The organism is Gephyromycinifex aptenodytis, from assembly GCF_012277275.1.
Lineage (GTDB): Bacteria > Actinomycetota > Actinomycetes > Actinomycetales > Dermatophilaceae > Gephyromycinifex > Gephyromycinifex aptenodytis.
The window spans coordinates 2,703,700-2,718,981 of record NZ_CP051155.1 but is presented as its reverse complement, the minus strand read 5'-3'; the positions used below and the strand labels follow the sequence as shown (position 1 = coordinate 2,718,981).

General features: G+C 67.5%; 17 protein-coding genes. 7 read left to right on the top strand and 10 right to left on the bottom strand.

Features of this window, described 5'->3' with window-relative positions; all coding sequences use genetic code 11:
• Positions 1–298: 298 nt before the first annotated feature.
• Positions 299–1,135, bottom strand: coding sequence for a sigma-70 family RNA polymerase sigma factor (locus G9V96_RS11680; protein ID WP_168584009.1), 837 nt, complete (start codon positions 1,133–1,135; stop codon positions 299–301).
• Positions 1,136–1,818: 683 nt separating this feature from the next.
• On the opposite strand from G9V96_RS11680, the gene G9V96_RS11675 reads away from it, so the two are divergent.
• From G9V96_RS11675 to csrA, 3 genes are read left to right on the top strand one after another with little or no spacing between them, the layout of a single operon-like run.
• Positions 1,819–2,334 carry a flagellar protein FlgN gene (locus G9V96_RS11675; RefSeq protein ID WP_168583179.1) on the top strand — a complete coding sequence of 172 codons (516 nt, stop codon included), beginning with the start codon at positions 1,819–1,821 and terminating at the stop codon, positions 2,332–2,334.
• 14 nt (positions 2,335–2,348) lie between these two features.
• Positions 2,349–2,750 carry a flagellar assembly protein FliW gene (fliW, locus tag G9V96_RS11670; RefSeq protein WP_168583178.1) on the top strand — a complete coding sequence of 134 codons (402 nt, stop codon included), beginning with the start codon at positions 2,349–2,351 and terminating at the stop codon, positions 2,748–2,750.
• Between the two features lie 52 nt (positions 2,751–2,802).
• Positions 2,803–3,060 (top strand): carbon storage regulator CsrA, encoded by a 258-nt coding sequence (gene csrA / locus G9V96_RS15260; protein WP_168583177.1) that lies wholly within the window; start codon positions 2,803–2,805, stop codon positions 3,058–3,060.
• Positions 3,061–3,127: 67 nt separating this feature from the next.
• On the opposite strand, the gene G9V96_RS11660 is transcribed toward csrA, so the two are convergent.
• Positions 3,128–3,364: a BldC family transcriptional regulator gene (locus G9V96_RS11660; RefSeq protein WP_168583176.1), complete on the bottom strand. Its 237-nt coding sequence runs from the start codon at positions 3,362–3,364 to the stop codon at positions 3,128–3,130.
• A gap of 444 nt (positions 3,365–3,808) precedes the next feature.
• On the opposite strand from G9V96_RS11660, the gene G9V96_RS11655 reads away from it, so the two are divergent.
• Positions 3,809–4,000, top strand: a complete 192-nt coding sequence (locus G9V96_RS11655; protein ID WP_168583175.1) for a DUF3073 domain-containing protein — start codon at positions 3,809–3,811, stop codon at positions 3,998–4,000.
• Positions 4,001–4,230: 230 nt separating this feature from the next.
• Here G9V96_RS11655 and purM read toward each other — a convergent pair whose 3' ends face one another.
• The 4 genes from purM to G9V96_RS11635 form a co-directional block, all read right to left on the bottom strand.
• Entirely contained in the window at positions 4,231–5,346 is a 1,116-nt protein-coding gene (gene purM / locus G9V96_RS11650) for a phosphoribosylformylglycinamidine cyclo-ligase (protein ID WP_168583174.1), read from the bottom strand.
• Positions 5,343–6,908, bottom strand: coding sequence for an amidophosphoribosyltransferase (gene purF, locus G9V96_RS11645; protein WP_168583173.1), 1,566 nt, complete (start codon positions 6,906–6,908; stop codon positions 5,343–5,345). Before purF ends, purM begins: the two co-directional genes overlap by 4 nt.
• Before the next feature lie 47 nt (positions 6,909–6,955).
• Positions 6,956–7,213 carry a hypothetical protein gene (locus G9V96_RS11640; RefSeq protein WP_168583172.1) on the bottom strand — a complete coding sequence of 86 codons (258 nt, stop codon included), beginning with the start codon at positions 7,211–7,213 and terminating at the stop codon, positions 6,956–6,958.
• Between the two features lie 64 nt (positions 7,214–7,277).
• Positions 7,278–7,661 (bottom strand): sterol carrier family protein, encoded by a 384-nt coding sequence (locus G9V96_RS11635; RefSeq protein WP_168583171.1) that lies wholly within the window; start codon positions 7,659–7,661, stop codon positions 7,278–7,280.
• Between the two features lie 212 nt (positions 7,662–7,873).
• On the opposite strand from G9V96_RS11635, the gene G9V96_RS11630 reads away from it, so the two are divergent.
• Genes G9V96_RS11630 through G9V96_RS11620 form a run of 3 tightly spaced genes read left to right on the top strand, consistent with a single transcriptional unit; the run spans position 7,874 to position 11,517 of the window.
• The gene (locus tag G9V96_RS11630) at positions 7,874–8,188 is read left to right on the top strand and encodes a DMT family transporter (protein WP_168583170.1); all 315 of its coding nucleotides are present in this window, start codon (positions 7,874–7,876) and stop codon (positions 8,186–8,188) included.
• Between the two features lie 57 nt (positions 8,189–8,245).
• Entirely contained in the window at positions 8,246–10,705 is a 2,460-nt protein-coding gene (locus G9V96_RS11625) for a molybdopterin-dependent oxidoreductase (RefSeq protein ID WP_168583169.1), read from the top strand.
• Positions 10,702–11,517, top strand: a complete 816-nt coding sequence (locus G9V96_RS11620) for a spermidine synthase (protein WP_168583168.1) — start codon at positions 10,702–10,704, stop codon at positions 11,515–11,517. Before G9V96_RS11625 ends, G9V96_RS11620 begins: the two co-directional genes overlap by 4 nt.
• Before the next feature lie 3 nt (positions 11,518–11,520).
• Here the strand turns inward: G9V96_RS11620 and G9V96_RS11615 are convergent, their stop codons facing one another.
• The 4 genes from G9V96_RS11615 to purD all read right to left on the bottom strand — a co-directional run bounded on the left by G9V96_RS11615 (position 11,521) and on the right by purD (position 15,224).
• Positions 11,521–12,324 carry a hypothetical protein gene (locus G9V96_RS11615; protein ID WP_168583167.1) on the bottom strand — a complete coding sequence of 268 codons (804 nt, stop codon included), beginning with the start codon at positions 12,322–12,324 and terminating at the stop codon, positions 11,521–11,523.
• 137 nt (positions 12,325–12,461) lie between these two features.
• The gene (locus G9V96_RS15345) at positions 12,462–12,905 is read right to left on the bottom strand and encodes a phosphoribosylformylglycinamidine synthase subunit PurS (RefSeq protein WP_168583166.1); all 444 of its coding nucleotides are present in this window, start codon (positions 12,903–12,905) and stop codon (positions 12,462–12,464) included.
• 82 nt (positions 12,906–12,987) lie between these two features.
• The gene (locus tag G9V96_RS11605) at positions 12,988–13,920 is read right to left on the bottom strand and encodes a phosphoribosylaminoimidazolesuccinocarboxamide synthase (protein ID WP_168583165.1); all 933 of its coding nucleotides are present in this window, start codon (positions 13,918–13,920) and stop codon (positions 12,988–12,990) included.
• Positions 13,917–15,224 carry a phosphoribosylamine--glycine ligase gene (gene purD / locus G9V96_RS11600; RefSeq protein ID WP_168583164.1) on the bottom strand — a complete coding sequence of 436 codons (1,308 nt, stop codon included), beginning with the start codon at positions 15,222–15,224 and terminating at the stop codon, positions 13,917–13,919. Before purD ends, G9V96_RS11605 begins: the two co-directional genes overlap by 4 nt.
• Positions 15,225–15,282 lie beyond the last annotated feature (58 nt).

The window sequence follows — 15,282 nt, the reverse complement described above, 5'->3', positions numbered from 1 at the left end:
CTTGGGCGGCACCTCATCTGTTGCGCTCGACAATGCCTGCGCCGCACTCGGCCATGACAAAGGCCCCTGCGGGGCGTTGGGGGCGCGCCCGCAGGGGCCTTCGAACCGGCTGGGGAACCGGTGTGACGGGCCGGAGCCGGATGGGGGAACCGCTCCAGTGCCCGGGCCGTGGGCGATCGGGGATATCGCCCTCGGCCCTGTCGACGACATCGATGATGTCGTCGTTCGCGAGAAGCCCTGCCGGTCAGAAGGCTTCAGGGTTTTCTGGATAGCTTGCAGTGACTACTTCTAGTTCGGGTCAGCCGGCGATGTGGGAGGTGGTGGGCACCTCGGTGACACCCGCAGGCAACGTCAACCGATCCCGATACGAGGAACGCGCCGCGATCTGAGCGTAATAAGCCGCCTTCCGACGAGCCACCGCCCCACCAGCATTCACCGGCTCCTCCACCAACTCCGGAGCCAACTGCGCATTCATCCCATCCCGCAACAACTTCAACGCCTCAGCCCGCATCTGAGAGATCCGAGACTCCGTCACCCCCAACTCCTCGGCCAACTCCCGCATCGGACGATCGTCGAAGAAACACCCACGAACCACCACCTGCAACCGCTGCGGCAACACCTCAATCGCATCCCGCAGATACGCCGCACGCTCCCGCGCAACCAACGCCACCTCAGGAGTGTCCGCAGTACTGGGCAACACCGAATCAGCACCCACCGAATCGGTAATCACATCCAACCGCAACACCACCGACGAATGCAGATCAGCATCCAGCCGCTCCAACTCAGCAACCGAACACCCCAACGCCTCCGCCGTCTCAGCATCACTGGGACGCCGACCCAACTGCGCAGCCAACCCATCATGAACAACATCCCGACGACGCACCTTCGCCCGCAAGCTACGCGTCGCCCAATCCGCACTACGCAACTCATCCAACAACGCACCACGAATCCGCCGCACCGCATACCGACCAAACGGCACACCCAACGACGCATCAAAACTCTTCGCAGCCATCGCCAACGCCGCCATCCCCGCACTCACCAAATCATCAGTGAACACATGCCCAGGCAAACGAGCCGAAATCGCACGAACCTCAAAATGCACCAACGGAAGATGAGCACGACACAACTCATCCATATCCGGGCGCACAGCACCAGAAGAATCAACAGAAGCGGTCACACCCCAAAGCTAGAAAGCGCGGGGCGGGAAAGCAAAACCATTGTGCTCATGATGCATCCCTGCAGGTCAGACCGTTCACAACTGCAAACTTGAGATAAACTGGACGTCCGCATGGATGCATTGAACATTCGTCCAACGGCGTTTTATTCGCACATTCCATCGAACGTTCAATACAAGCGTCCGACTTATTCGACCGCTTCCCAACTCGTTCAAGAATGCGCCAAATCTCTTGGCCGTGGCGGAGTTTGAACGATGAGGCGCCCCTGCCCGCGGGCCCGCTGCGTGACACCGCGCGGCGCCGGCCCTGCCACCTATCGCAGCGCGCTACGCCCGCGCGCTGCGATGCACCGCGCGATGCCGCCCGCTGCGGGCCGCTCGTTGGGCCCACCCCGGCGGCCCACCGCTGCCTGCGAGCCGTGAGGCCGCTTGGCCCGAGGGGGACATACCGCCGGAGCTGTTGATAGCAGGAGCGAAGGGGGTCATCTGGGGCATGCCTTTCCCAGGCCAGTTTGGAACGCTGTGACGGTGCAGACCTCTGGCACCGACGCTGGCGCCCCCGAATTTCTCGCCCCAGCGATACGAACCACTCAGTTTGGCAGGGTGAGTGACGATCAGGGCATCGTGCATGAGCTGAGGCGCCCATGAACGCGCCACCTTCCGACGCTGCCCTTGAAGGGCTTTCAAACCTGTCCGCAGGTCTGTGGCGGATCCAGGAACTTCTGGAGCTGCTGACCTACAAACTCGAGGTGCAGCACGTTCTCATCGAGAGCGGGCGATCCCGCTGGATGGGTCGTTCCACTCATGAGATCGAAGCCGTCCTCGCCGAAATGCGCGAGGCGGAACTCATGCGCGCCGTCGATGCCGGCCCGGTGTGTGCCGCGCTCGGCCTCGACCAGGACACCCCTCTCTCCGAGATCGCTGCGGCTGCCCCGGCACCCTGGGATCACGTCCTCGACGAGCATCGGGCGGCGCTGACCAAGGCCACCCACGAGCTGTCGACCTTGAGTAGGTCGAACAGCGAGATGCTCGAAGCCAGTTACAAAGCGGTTCAGGAAACCCTCGACCGCTTCAACCACGGCTCCGAAGGGTCCACCTACACCGCCACAGGGGCGCGTGAGGGTGGCCGGGGCCGATACCTCTTCGATCAGAAGACCTAATGGGGAGACCACACATGACTGCGACCACGGACACGACGACGAGCGTCGAGCTCAACTTGCCCCACGGCCTCGTGGGATTCCCGCTGGCCCAGCGGTTCCGCCTGAGCGAGTCGGAGGGCGGGCTGTATGACATGCAGTGCGTCGACATCCCCGACATGGCCTTCGTCGTTATTGCGCCAAGCCCCTTTTTCCCTGACTACTCACCGGTGATCGACCCCGAGACCGCTGAGCGCTTGGAGTTGTCCTCGCCGGAGGACGCGCTCGTGCTGCTCCTGGTGAACCTGGGCAGCGACACCGAGGAGCCGGGCGCGAATCTTCTTGCGCCAGTAGTGGTTAACCGCCACACAAAGCAGGCCGTTCAGGTCGTGCTGGTCGACCAGGACCTGCCGCTTCGAGCCACCCTTCCCGTCGACTGAGCGGTAGCCTGGTCAGCAAAGACGTTCCTCCCCTCCACTGATAGGAACCACCGTGCTCGTCCTATCCCGCCGCCCGCAGCAGAGCCTGCTTATCGGCCATGACGTTGTTGTCACTGTTCTCGAGGTCAACGGCGACACGGTGCGTATCGGCATCAAAGCTCCCGCCGACGTCGACATTCACCGCGAAGAGATCTATCGCGATCTTCAGCGGGCCAACCAGGATTCGTCCACGGCCCGACCCGGATCGGCCGCGGCACTTGCTCGCCGGATGCAATCCGGCGGGAAAGCGTCGCAGGACAGCGACTCCTGAATAATCCCAGTACCTGGCGAAGTGGGGCTCGCGCCGAGCGGCGCGGGCCCTTCTTCCGTTTCCGGGATCAGAGCGGCTCAGGTGCGGCCTCGCGGGCGGGTGCGCCCTGGCCTCCAGCCTCAGCCAGTAGGGCGTAGACCTCAGCAGCGCGATATCTGCGATGCCCACCCAGAGTGCGCAGCGAGGCGAGCTTGCCGGCTACCGCCCATCGAGTCACCGTCTTGGGGTCCACCCTGAACAGCGCTGCCACTTCGGCAGGGGTCAACAGAGCTTCACTGGATTCGGGCTGTTCGGTTAGCCGCATCGTATGGCCTCTCACGCATTGGTCTCAGCGCAGAACGACCGAGACGCGGCGCGCGAGCGCGGGACGCCTCGGCAAGGAAGTCCTCCCAGGCTACCCAAGGATGGATTCCGATCGGCCCGAACGAGGTGACCGCACGATTGCGGGCGCCCCCTCTCCAGAGCGGCGACACCCGCAACCCGCTGCCGACAGCGACTCACGGGGCCTTCAGCCGGTAGCGTCGAGCCGTCCGATGCAGGCCGAAAAGCCCCGCCTACAGGGCTTACCGGGCCCAATCCACGGAACCCATCCATAGCCGGTTCCGCCAATTTGCCCCGGCCATGTACCGTAGTCAGCACGAAGATACGAGATTCCCGGAGCCGCTCCGTGACGGCCAGGCACCCGCTGCGTGTAAGGTGCGTGGCCGTTGTGATGCCGCCCCGGCAGACGCGTTAGGGGGTCGACGCCATGGGGCGCGGCCGAGCTAAAGCCAAGCAGACCAAGGTCGCCCGGGAGCTGAAATACTTCAGCCCGGACACCGACCTGCGCGCGCTTGAGCGCGAGCTGCACGGATCCCAGCCGAAGGGTTGGCAGCGCGAGTCGGAGCACGACGAACGCAGCGACGACCCTTACGACGACTGGGCCACCGGCAACCGCTGACGTCGGCCGGCCGAATGCGGCCGGTTCTCTTCATCCTCGCGTCCGGACTTCGACAGCAACGCGTGTCGAGTCGGCGCTGGGTGTTACCTCCAGGCCCTCCCTCATCGGGGAGCCTGCTTGTGCCGGTGGTCATTCACGATCACCGGCACAAGGTCAGCACCTCTTCAGCACGGACCGGGCAGGGTGGGTCGGCGCCCCACACGCAGGCGCCGCCCACCTTGCCCGCTCGTTCAGCTCCGATGAGCCCCCACGAGTTGCACCGCACCGCCGTCGACACCCTTGGCCCCTGCCACCACCGGCGCGTCAGGGTCCGGATCGGTGGCGCCGTCCACGACCTCGCCGAGGATCCACGCCGGCAGGTCCAGCGCGGCGGCGCGGCGCACCGCGGCATCGGCCTGCTCCGCCGGAAGCACCGCAACGAAGCCGACCCCCATGTTCAGGGTGCGCTCCAGGTCAGGCACGGGCACGTTACCCACGTCGCGGACCAGATCGAAGATCGCCGGCGGGGCCCATGTGCCACGATCCAACCGGGCCCGCACCCCCTGCGGCAACACCCGCGCCAGGTTGGCAGCCAACCCGCCGCCGGTCACGTGCGACAGCGCGTGTATATCGATGCCGTCTGTACGGATGAGCGCCAAGAGGTCCTTGGCATAGACCCGGGTCGGGGTGAGTAGTTCCTCCCCGAGCAGGCAACCCAGCTCGGCCACCGGGCGCTCGTAGTCCCACCCGGCAGCGGAGAACACCGCGCGCACCAGTGAGTAGCCGTTGGAATGCAGCCCACTGGAGGCCAGCGCCACCACTGCATCGCCGACCTGGACCCGCGCCGGGGTCAGTACCTCGTCGTGCTCAACCACACCGGTGGCTGCCCCCGCGCAGTCGTACTCCGACTCCCCCAACAATCCGGGGTGCTCGGCGGTCTCGCCACCGATCAGCGCGACGCCGGCCTGTGCACAGGCCGCCGCGATCCCGGACACGATGGCCGCGATGCGCTCTGGCACCACCTTGCCGCAGGCGATGTAGTCGGTCATGAACAACGGCTCGGCCCCGCACACGACGATGTCATCGACCACCATGCCGACCAGATCGAAGCCGATCGTGTCGTGGCGGTCCATCGCCTGTGCGATCGCGACCTTGGTGCCGACCCCGTCGGTGCTGGTCGCCAGGACCGGGTGGCGCATCCCGCGCAGCGCTGCTGCATCGAACATCCCGGCGAAGCCGCCGAGACCGCCTAGGACCTCCGGACGTTGGGCACGCCGGACGGAGGCTTTCATCAACTCGACAGCACGATCACCGGCCTCGACGTCCACGCCTGCAGATGCATAAGTGATGGGCTCGGGCACGGTCATTCCTTCGCGTCAGTGGGCTCGTCCAGGGCCCGGTCCAGCGCGCCGGAGGGCGCAGCCACGATCGAGGCGTCAGGGTTACCGGGCAGCAGCGGCGTGCCCCCGGGTTCGAGGATGTGTTTGCCGAGAGTCGCGTGATCCGGTAGCGCCATCGGGTATTCGCCGGTGAAACAGGCTGTGCACAAACGTTCCCGCGGTTGCAGCGTCGACTCGATCATCCCCTCTTGGGAGATGTAGCCCAGGCTGTCGGCGCCGATGCTGCGGCACACCTCCTCAACGCCCAGACCGGTGGCGATGAGTTCGGCTCGGGAAGCGAAATCGATTCCGAAGAAGCACGGCCAGGTGACCGGCGGGGAGGAGATGCGCACGTGGACCTCCGCCGCGCCCGCCTCGCGCAGCATTCGCACCAGCGCCCGCTGGGTGTTGCCGCGCACGATGGAGTCGTCGACGACGATCAGCCGCCGACCGCGGATGACATCCCGCAACGGGTTGAGCTTGAGCCGGATGCCGAGCTGACGGATTGTCTGGCTGGGAGAGATGAAGGTGCGGCCCACGTAAGCGTTCTTGACCAGGCCCTGGCCGTAGGGGATGCCGGAGGCTTCGGCATAACCGATCGCCGACGGGATCCCCGAATCGGGAGTAGGCATGACCATGTCTGCCTCGACCGGGTGCTCACGGGCAAGCTTGCGGCCCATCTCCACCCGCGATTCGTACACCCCGCGGTCGTTGATCGTGGTGTCGGGGCGAGCCAGATAGACGTACTCGAAGACGCAGCCACGTGGATTGGCCTCAGCGAACCGGCGGCTGCGCAGCCCCTGCTCATCGATGATGATCAGCTCACCCGGCTCCACCTCGCGCACATAGCTGGCGCCCACGATGTCCAGCGCCGCGGTCTCGCTGGCGACCACCCAGCCGCGCTCCAAGCGCCCCAGGACCAACGGACGGATGCCTTGGGGGTCCCGTGCCGCGTACAGCGTGTGCTCGTCCATGAAGACGAAACAGAAGGCACCCTTGACTACAGGCAGGATCTTGGCCGCGCGTGCTTCCAGGTCCGGTTGGGCGCTGCTGGCGAGCAGGGCCGTCACGATCGCGGTGTCCGTGGTGTTGCCCCTGCGCAGCGAACCAGCGGCCTCGGGCGAAACCGCGCCGCCGGAAAGCATGTCTCGCAGCTCTGGCGCATTGACCAGGTTGCCGTTGTGGACCAGAGCGACGGTGTGCTCGTCGGTGCTGCACAGCGTGGGTTGGGCGTTCTCCCAGGTGCTGCCGCCGGTGGTGGAGTAACGGGTGTGGCCCAGGCCTACATAGCCGGTGAGCTGCGCCAGGCTTGTCTCGTCGAAGACCTGACTGACCAGGCCCATGTCCTTGTAGACAAGCACCCGGTGACCGTCGCTGGCGGCGATGCCTGCCGATTCCTGGCCGCGGTGCTGCAAGGCATACAGGCCGAAGTAAGTGAGCTTGGCGACGTCCTCCCCGGGTGCCCACACCCCGAAGACGCCACAAGCGTCCTGCGGGCCCTTCTCGTCTGGAAGCAGGTCATGAGAGAGCCGTCCGTCGCCACGTACCACGCGGACAGTCTTCCACACCGGCAGCAGACCCTGGTCCGCTCTCCTGCTCAGCGGCGCCGTTCGGCCATGACATCCAGCGCCGAACCAAGGAGTCCGCCGGCCAGAGCGCCGATCAGAGCCCCGACAGCCGCCAGGAAAGCCAACGAGGACGCGTTGTTGTAAGTCGGTGCGGCGGGCCCCAACAGATCGACGATCCCGCCGCCGATCACACCCAGCACGACACCGGTGCAGATGAACGCGACGATGTTCACCGAGCGGCGCGGGGCCGGCCGGGGCTCGTCAGGGGTCACACGGGTCGGACTCATTACCTCACCGTATTACGCCGCCGCGGCTGCGGCTCGCCAGAATGGGCGGGTGCAGGCGGACACGCTAGGCGGGGCCGCCTGGCGCCAGGGGTTGAGTGAAGATCGGCAGCTGCCCACGCAGGTCGGCCCGGCCGCCGCTGGCGCGCAGGGAACCCGCCTCGTAGGCCTGGTCCCAGGACAGCCGCCCGCAAGCCAGGGACAGCCAGGTGTCGGCGTCGGTCTCAATGACGTTCGGCGGCGTGCCGCGGGTGTGCCGCGGCCCCTGCAGGCACTGCACCGCGCCGAAGGGTGGGACGCGAACCTCCACGGACCGGCCGGGGGCGCGGGTGCCCAGTTCCTCCAGGGTGAAACGCACCGCGGTGGCGATGGTGCTTCGCTGGCTGTGCGGTTCCTGCTGCCAGGAGGCCAACGCCGCCAGGCCCTGGGCGGGATCGATCCGTCGACGCATGGAGCCATCCTCCCCTACCGACTCCGGCAGCCACCACGCAGCCGAGGGCCGGCGCGACCACTGCGGGTGCGACACCAGGGCGGCAAACAAATCGGCGACCGCGCGGCAGCGCCGCAGTCGCCACTGCGGGCTCACAGACCCAGGGCGCTGAGAGCGGCGTGCGAAAGTGGTGACCTGGCCGGGCGGCGCAGTGGCAAGGGGAGGGTCTGACTATGGCGTGGTTGGTGCTCATCATCTCGGGACTGTTCGAGACTGTCTGGGCGAGCGCCCTCGCAGCCTCGGACGGGTTCCGGCGACTAGGACCGGTGCTCGTCTTCATCCTCGGCTGCACGATCTCCATGGGCGGCCTGGCGTTCGCGTTGCGGGTGATCCCGGTCGGTACCGGATATGCCGTCTGGACCGGGGTCGGTGCCATCGGCACCGCCGTGTACGGGATGGCAGCCCTGGGCGAACCGGCGACCCTTGCGCGGATCGCCTGCCTGGGGCTCATCGTCTCCGGGATCATCGGGCTGAAACTCATCTCGTGAACCCCGCTGTGAGCCTGACCGGCAACGCTCGCCGCTGCGGTGCGAGAGCATGAACCCATGAGCGCGAGCAGCCCCGGCGGCGTCCCCGAGCATGGGCGCCCCCACGCCACACATTGGGGCAGTTTCCGCGCCCGCACCGACGGCAGCGAAATCAACCAGGTCACCCCGTGGGACGGGGACAGCGCGCCTTCGCCGCTGCTGGACAACATCCCCGGCTCGGTGACCCACCGGTCCCGGGTGGCCCGGCCGGCAGTCCGACGCGGCTGGTGGGAACACGGCCCCGGACCCACCCACCCCCAGTCCGGACTCCGCGGCAGCGACGACTTCCTACGCCCACCCTGGGATGAGGTTCTGGACGCTCTGGCCCAGGAGCTGAGGCGGGTCATCGACAGCTACGGCAACGCGGCGATCTTCGGCGGTTCCTACGGTTGGGCCAGCGCCGGGCGATTCCATCACGCGCAATCCCAACTTCACCGGTTCCTGAACTTACTCGGCGGCTACACCGCCTCGGTGAACAGTTATTCCACCGGCGCTGCAGAGGTCATCCTGCCGCGGGTGGCCGCCCCCGAATCGGTCTTCGCCGGAGCCGGCACCACCTGGGATGTCATCGCCGCCCACACCGGTCTCCTGGTCGCCTTCGGTGGCCTCCCGCTGCGCAACAGCGGCACCAACAGCGGCGGCGTGGGCGATCACCCCGCCGCCGAGGCGTTGCGCAGCCTCACCGCACGCGGCGGACGCATCGTTTCGATCAGTCCGCTGGCGGACGACACCGCTGAGCTGCCGGGTGTGCAGCGGATCGCGCCGCGCCCAGGGACCGACGTCGCGCTCATGCTCGCGCTGGCCTACACCCTGCTCGAGGAGGGGTTGGCCGATGTGGAGTTCGCCCGCAGCCACTGCGTCGGGTTCGAGGAGTTCGCGGCTTACCTGCGCGGTCGTGACGGGCAGGTCAAGACTCCCGCATGGGCCGCGCAGATCTGCGACCTGCCGGCAGAGGTCATCGTCGAACTCGCCCGATCGATGGCCGGGGGCCGCACCCTGATCACGGTGGCCTGGTCCCTGCAACGCACCCAACACGGCGAGCAGGCGCCCTGGGCGGGCCTTGCTCTGGCTGCCTTGCTGGGCCAGATCGGGCTGCCCGGCGGCGGCTTCGGGCACGGCTACGCCTCGATGAACAAGCCGGGTCTGTCCCCCAGCACCTGCACGCTGCCGCGACTGCCGCAGGGTCACAACCCGGTCACCGAGATCGTCCCGGTCGCCGCGCTGTCGGAGCTGTTGCTGAATCCCGGCGCGAAGATGCCCTACGACGGGCGCACGCTGCGCCTGCCCGACATCCGGCTCGTGCACTGGGCCGGCGGCAACCCCTTCCACCATGCCCAAGACCTCGGCCGCCTCCGTCGAGCCTTGCAACGCCCCGACACCGTCGTGGTGCACGACCCGTACTGGACGCCGATGGCCCGCCATGCCGACATCGTGTTGCCCTCCACGACCAGCTATGAACGCCAGGACATCACTGGCAGCCGCAATGGTGCCCTCCTAGTGGCGATGCATGCCCTGACCCCGGCGCACGAGCAATCCCGGGACGACTACGACGTCCTTGCCGATCTGGCGCGGCGCCTGGGCGTGTACGACGCGTTCACTCAGGGACGGACCGCTACGCAGTGGGTGGAGCATCTCTACGAGAGCTGGCGACAGGATCTTGCGGCAGGACGGCTGACCCCGCCCGGGACGCCCCGCCCTGAGGCCCCACCGTTCGCCCAGTTCTGGGAGCAGGGCTTCCTGAGACTGCCCACCGTGGGCCCGCTGACCTTGTTCGAACAGTTCCGGGCCGATCCGGTGGCGCACCCGCTGCCAACCCCCAGCGGGCGCCTCGAGCTGTTCTCCGCCGCAATCGCCGCCCTGGAACTCCCGGACTGCCCCGGGCACCCCACCTGGTTGGAACCCGCCGAGTGGCTCGGCTCCCCCCTGGCGCAGCGCTACCCGCTGCACTTGATCGCGAACCAGCCCGCGCATCGACTACACAGCCAACTCGACCACGGAGCGCTGAGCCGAGCGAGCAAGATCGCCGGCCGGGAACCGGCACGGCTGAACCCAGGCGACGCCCATGCCCGCGACATCAGTGACGGTGATGTGATCCGGGTATTCAACGACCGCGGCGCCTGCCTGGCCGGAGCTCACCTGGATGCGCGGGTTCGCCCCGGCGTGGTCCAACTCTCGACCGGCGCCTGGTTCGACCCGCTTGAGCCCGCCGACCTGGAGAACCCGCCGCTGTGCGTGCACGGCAACCCGAACGTTCTCACCTCGGATCGGCGCAGTTCCGACCTGGCCCAGGCCAGCACCGGGCAGCACGCCCTGGTCCAGGTGGAACGCTGGCAGGGGCAACTGCCGCCGGTGCGCGTCTTCGATCCCCCGCCTGAGCCCTCCGCGGATCATCCTTCTGGCACTCGCAGTGTCCCCGCAGCATCCGGGGAACCGCCCGCACCCGCGGCGGGTCTCGACTTTCCCGGGGGCAGACGGTGAGCGCGCCGCAGTCGGCGGCGCGCATCGAACTGCATACCGACGAGCACGGCGGTGTCAGCGTCGTCGTCGACGACCAGCCACAGTCTTACGTGCTTCCCAGCGACCCGGGGATGCTCGGATTCGAATATGTGCAGCACATGGCTGCTGTGCTGGATCTGTTGCCGCCGGGTCGGCTGGGGGTGACTCACGTGGGCGGGGCCGGTCTCACCCTGGCCCGGTATGTGCAGCACACCCGCCCAGGCTCGCCACAGATCGTCCTGGAACCCGATGAAGCCCTGACGGCTGAGGTCCGCAGAGTTCTCCCGCTGCCCCGGGGGCACCGCGTCAGGGTGCGGCCAGTCACCGGTGAAGAGGGGATCCTGGCTCTGCATAGTGCGGCGGCCGATGCTCTGGTGCTCGACGCGTTCGCAGGTGGCAGCGTCCCCGCCGCCCTGACCACGCTGGAGTTCCTCACCCAAGTCCGACGGGTGCTACGTCCGAGCGGGGTGTTTCTGGCCAACCTGCCCGACGAACCCGGGATGCGGTTCGTGGCTCGGGTGGCCGCTGCCGCCGGGGAGGCCGGCTTGACTCACCGCGTGTTGGTCGCCACCCACGACGTCCTCAAAGGTCGCCGCTTCGGCAATGTCGTTCTCGTGGCGAGCCCGGAACCGATCGACGTCGCCGAGCTACGTCGCGCGCTGACCCGATCCCCCTTCCCCACTGGGGTGCGTGCAGACGTCGGCAGCTGGTGCAGCGCAGTCAAACCCTCCACGGCCGCCGAGCCGGCACTCTCGCCGACGGCGCCGACCGCGAAAGGCTGGCGGGTGCGCTGAGGATCAGACGGCTGGAGACAACGCAGCCGGAGCGTACGGATCGTCAGCGACCCCGTAACCGTCAGGCTCTGTGCGGCGCAGCGCGTCGTAGCTGAACAACGCGAAGCCGATGGCGAGGATGAGCTCGATGAGTTCCTGGAAGCGCGCCGGTCCCAGCGCCCACTTCTGGAACCAGGGGCCGGTCAGGCTCAGCAGCGCCGGGCCCAGGTAGTCGACATAGAGGTAGTACGCAGTCACCGGGATGAACCAGGTGAATCGCACCCTGCGTGGGGCGTACAACCACGTGGGGCGAGCAGCGGGAATGAGGCGGGCTATTACCCGGCCGAGGCCGAGACCCCACAGACCCACCGCGATGTATGCCATGTGCAGGGCGTACCGGCCCAGCAGATTGTGCAGGTTGGCCTCACCCTGGATATTTCGCTCCACCAGCTCCGGCGGGCCGGCGAACCCGAGCTGACGTTGACCCCAGGACACTTCTTCACCTGCGATGAGGAGGAAACCGACGGCGAGCACCGCAAGAGCCAGCGCACCGAGCCGGTCCCCTCGGCGTGAGCGCCGCCAGGCCACCAGGGCCGCGACTGGGCATAGGAGTAGATACACCGCTGCCGTCGCCCACTCGACCGGGCCGTCCTCGGCCACGCTGGCGTGATACGCCGGCTCAGCCACGAAAAACAGCGCCGCACCGGCTGCAACTGCCACCAAGGGCAGGACAGCGACCACTATGGAAACGGCGCGGGTTCGTCGCGAACCGAACCGGTCTAGGACCACCTCTGGGTGAACGATTCGTGAACGCGAAGCAATCGGCATGGGTTGCACGATATGGACCTTCGTCCAGAAACGGAACTTTCACCCTCCCGTGGCGAGCATCTGGCTGCCGCTAGGGCCCCCCGGCCGACCTGCCGGCATGAGAAGCACCGCAGGCCACAGCCCCACCGGGGCGGGGTCTACTTGACGTCTTCGGCGCGTCCGTAATATGAACCGGACTCCACATGACCGAGCATCGACTCATCGATCTTGGGGTGACGGGGCATCGGGCGAGGTTGGTACTCGCCAGCCTCGGAGGGCACGGTGTCCACGCCGCCCCAATGCTCCGGCATGTCGTCCCAGTCCGTCGTCACGTCATCGTCGAGGTCGGTGGCATCTCCGGCAGCACGTACCGAGACGACTTCTTCGGTCTGGGAGTCCGAGAGCACTGTGCGGGCGGCATGTTCGGCTTCGACCAGGATCGCTGGAGTGACCTCGCCGGCCACACTCAAAACGACCCGCCGCCCCTGGCGGACCTCGGTGAAACGGCTCACCCCGGCCTGAGACAGCGCGGCCGCCGCAGTCTGCCCATCTGGATCGGGGGTCTCGGACTTCGGCATGATGTCGACGACAACGGTTCCCATAGCGCGCTCTCCTGAACAGCTGGCCTGCGGAAGGCTGACCCAGCCAGCCTATCGGCCCCAGCGCTACCAGACCGGCTTCGGCTCAGACGAAGTCCTTGCCCGTCAGCGCCTCGTAGGCCTCGATGTAGGTCGCGCGGGTGGCCGCCACGACATCCGCCGGTAGGGGCGGTGGAGGCCCGCCGGCGTGGCGATCCCAGCCGGACTCCGAGGAGGTCAGCCAGTCCCGGACGTACTGCTTGTCATAGGAACGCTGCGTCCGGCCGGGCTCCCAATGCTCAGCTCGCCAGAACCGTGAGGAATCCGGGGTCAGCACCTCATCGGCCAACACCAACCCAGGAACGCCGTCCTGGGCCGCTGCGTGATCAAGCCCGAACTCGACCTTGGTGTCGGCGATGAGGATGCCCCGCTCGGCCGCGATCTGGCCACCACGGGCCAGAATGGCCGTCGTGGCCTCCTTGACCCGTGCAGCCAAGGCCTCCCCGATTTCTTCTGCCACCTGCGCATAGGTCATCGGGGCGTCGTGCTCCCCCAGGGGCGCTTTGGTGGTCGGGGTGAAGATCGGTTCGGGTAGTCGACTGGCCTCCAGCAACCCGGCAGGAAGCTGCACCCCGCACACCGAGCCGCGTTCCTGGTACTCACTGAGCCCGCTACCGGTCAGGTAGACCCGGCCGATGCATTCCACCGGAACCATCGGCAGCCTGCGCACGAGCAGGGCACGACCGGCCACCTGCGAAGGCACGTCCGTGGACAGCACATGATGCGGGATCAGGCTCTCGAACTGCTCGAACCACCACAGCGACATCTGGGTCAGCACCCGGCCCTTGTCCGGGATCTCACTGTCGAGCACGTAGTCGTAGGCGCTGATGCGGTCGGAGGCGACCAGCAGCAAGGCGTCCTGCTGGGTCTGCCCGGTGGCCGAATCGATGGGCGCGTACAGGTCGCGGACCTTCCCCGAGTAGACGGGTACATAGCCCGGCAACTCCATCGGGGGGCGATCCTGGGCAGCGACGCTCATGAATTCTCCTGGTTCGGCAGGAAGACCCGGCCCTCGGCTGCGGCCAAAGCGATGTCGCTCCGGTGGTGGGCGCCGGGGATGTCGATTTTGGCGACAATTTCATATGCCGCGCGACGCGCCTGCTCCAGAGACGGCCCGGTGCCCACGACGGATAACACCCGGCCGCCGGCAGTCACGAGCCCCCCGCCCGGAGCGTGCGCGGTGCCGGCGTGCAGCACGTAGGCGTCCGCAGCGGAAGTGATCCCCTCGATCGGGTCCCCCTTGCGGGGCCCCTCGGGGTAGCCCCGAGCGGCGACGACGACCGTGACGGCGTGCTCAGATGACCACTGCAACGGCGGATGCTGGGCCAAGGTGCCGTTGGCTGCAGCCAAGAGCAACCCCCCGAGCGGGGTGCGCAGCCGTGCCAGCACCACCTGGGTCTCCGGGTCGCCGAAGCGGGCGTTGAACTCCACCACTTGCAAACCTCGAGCGGTCAGAGCCAGACCGACGTACAAGATGCCGGCGAACGGGGTGCCTCGGCGGGCCATCTCCTGGATGGTCGGCTTGGCGATGCGCTCGATGACCTGCTCCGTCAGATCACCGGGCGCCCATTCCAGCGGGGAGTAGGCACCCATGCCGCCGGTGTTGGGACCGCGGCCCCCGTCCAGGGCTCGCTTGTAGTCCTGGGCCGGGGCCAGCGGCAGCACGCTCGTGCCGTCGGTGACGCAGAACAGTGAGATCTCCGGGCCGTCGAGGAATTCCTCGACCACGATCTGCGGAGGGGCCTGCCCCGGGGCGACCTCCCGCTCCAGACACTGCGCAGCGTGCGCGAGTGCTTGCGTCAGTTTGGAGGTGACCACGACGCCCTTACCCGCTGCCAGACCGTCGTCCTTGACCACGTGCGGCGCACCGAACTCGGTGAAGGCCTCCATCGCCTCTTCGACGCTGCGGCACACCCGTGCCCGCGCGGTGGGCACCCCGGCTGCCGCCATCACATCCTTGGCGAAGGCTTTACTTCCCTCCAGCGCAGCGGCCTGCTGAGAAGGGCCGAAGCAGGCGATACCCCGGGCTCGCACCGCATCGGCGACACCGGCCACCAACGGCGCTTCCGGTCCGACGACGACGAGATCCACGCTGTTGTCGTGGGCCAGCCGAGCCATGGCTTCGGGGTCGTCGATCCTCCCGGGGGAGGAGAGCACAGTGGCTTCATCCACCATTCCGGGGTTCCCCGGGGCGACGAGAACCTCGGTCACCTCCGGATCTTGAGTCAACGCACGCACAAGAGCGTGTTCACGGGCACCTGATCCGAGCACGAGCACCTTCACGCCGCCCAGCCTAGGTGACGGTTGCCCCATCCCCAGCACGAGTACGCCGCTGGCCTGC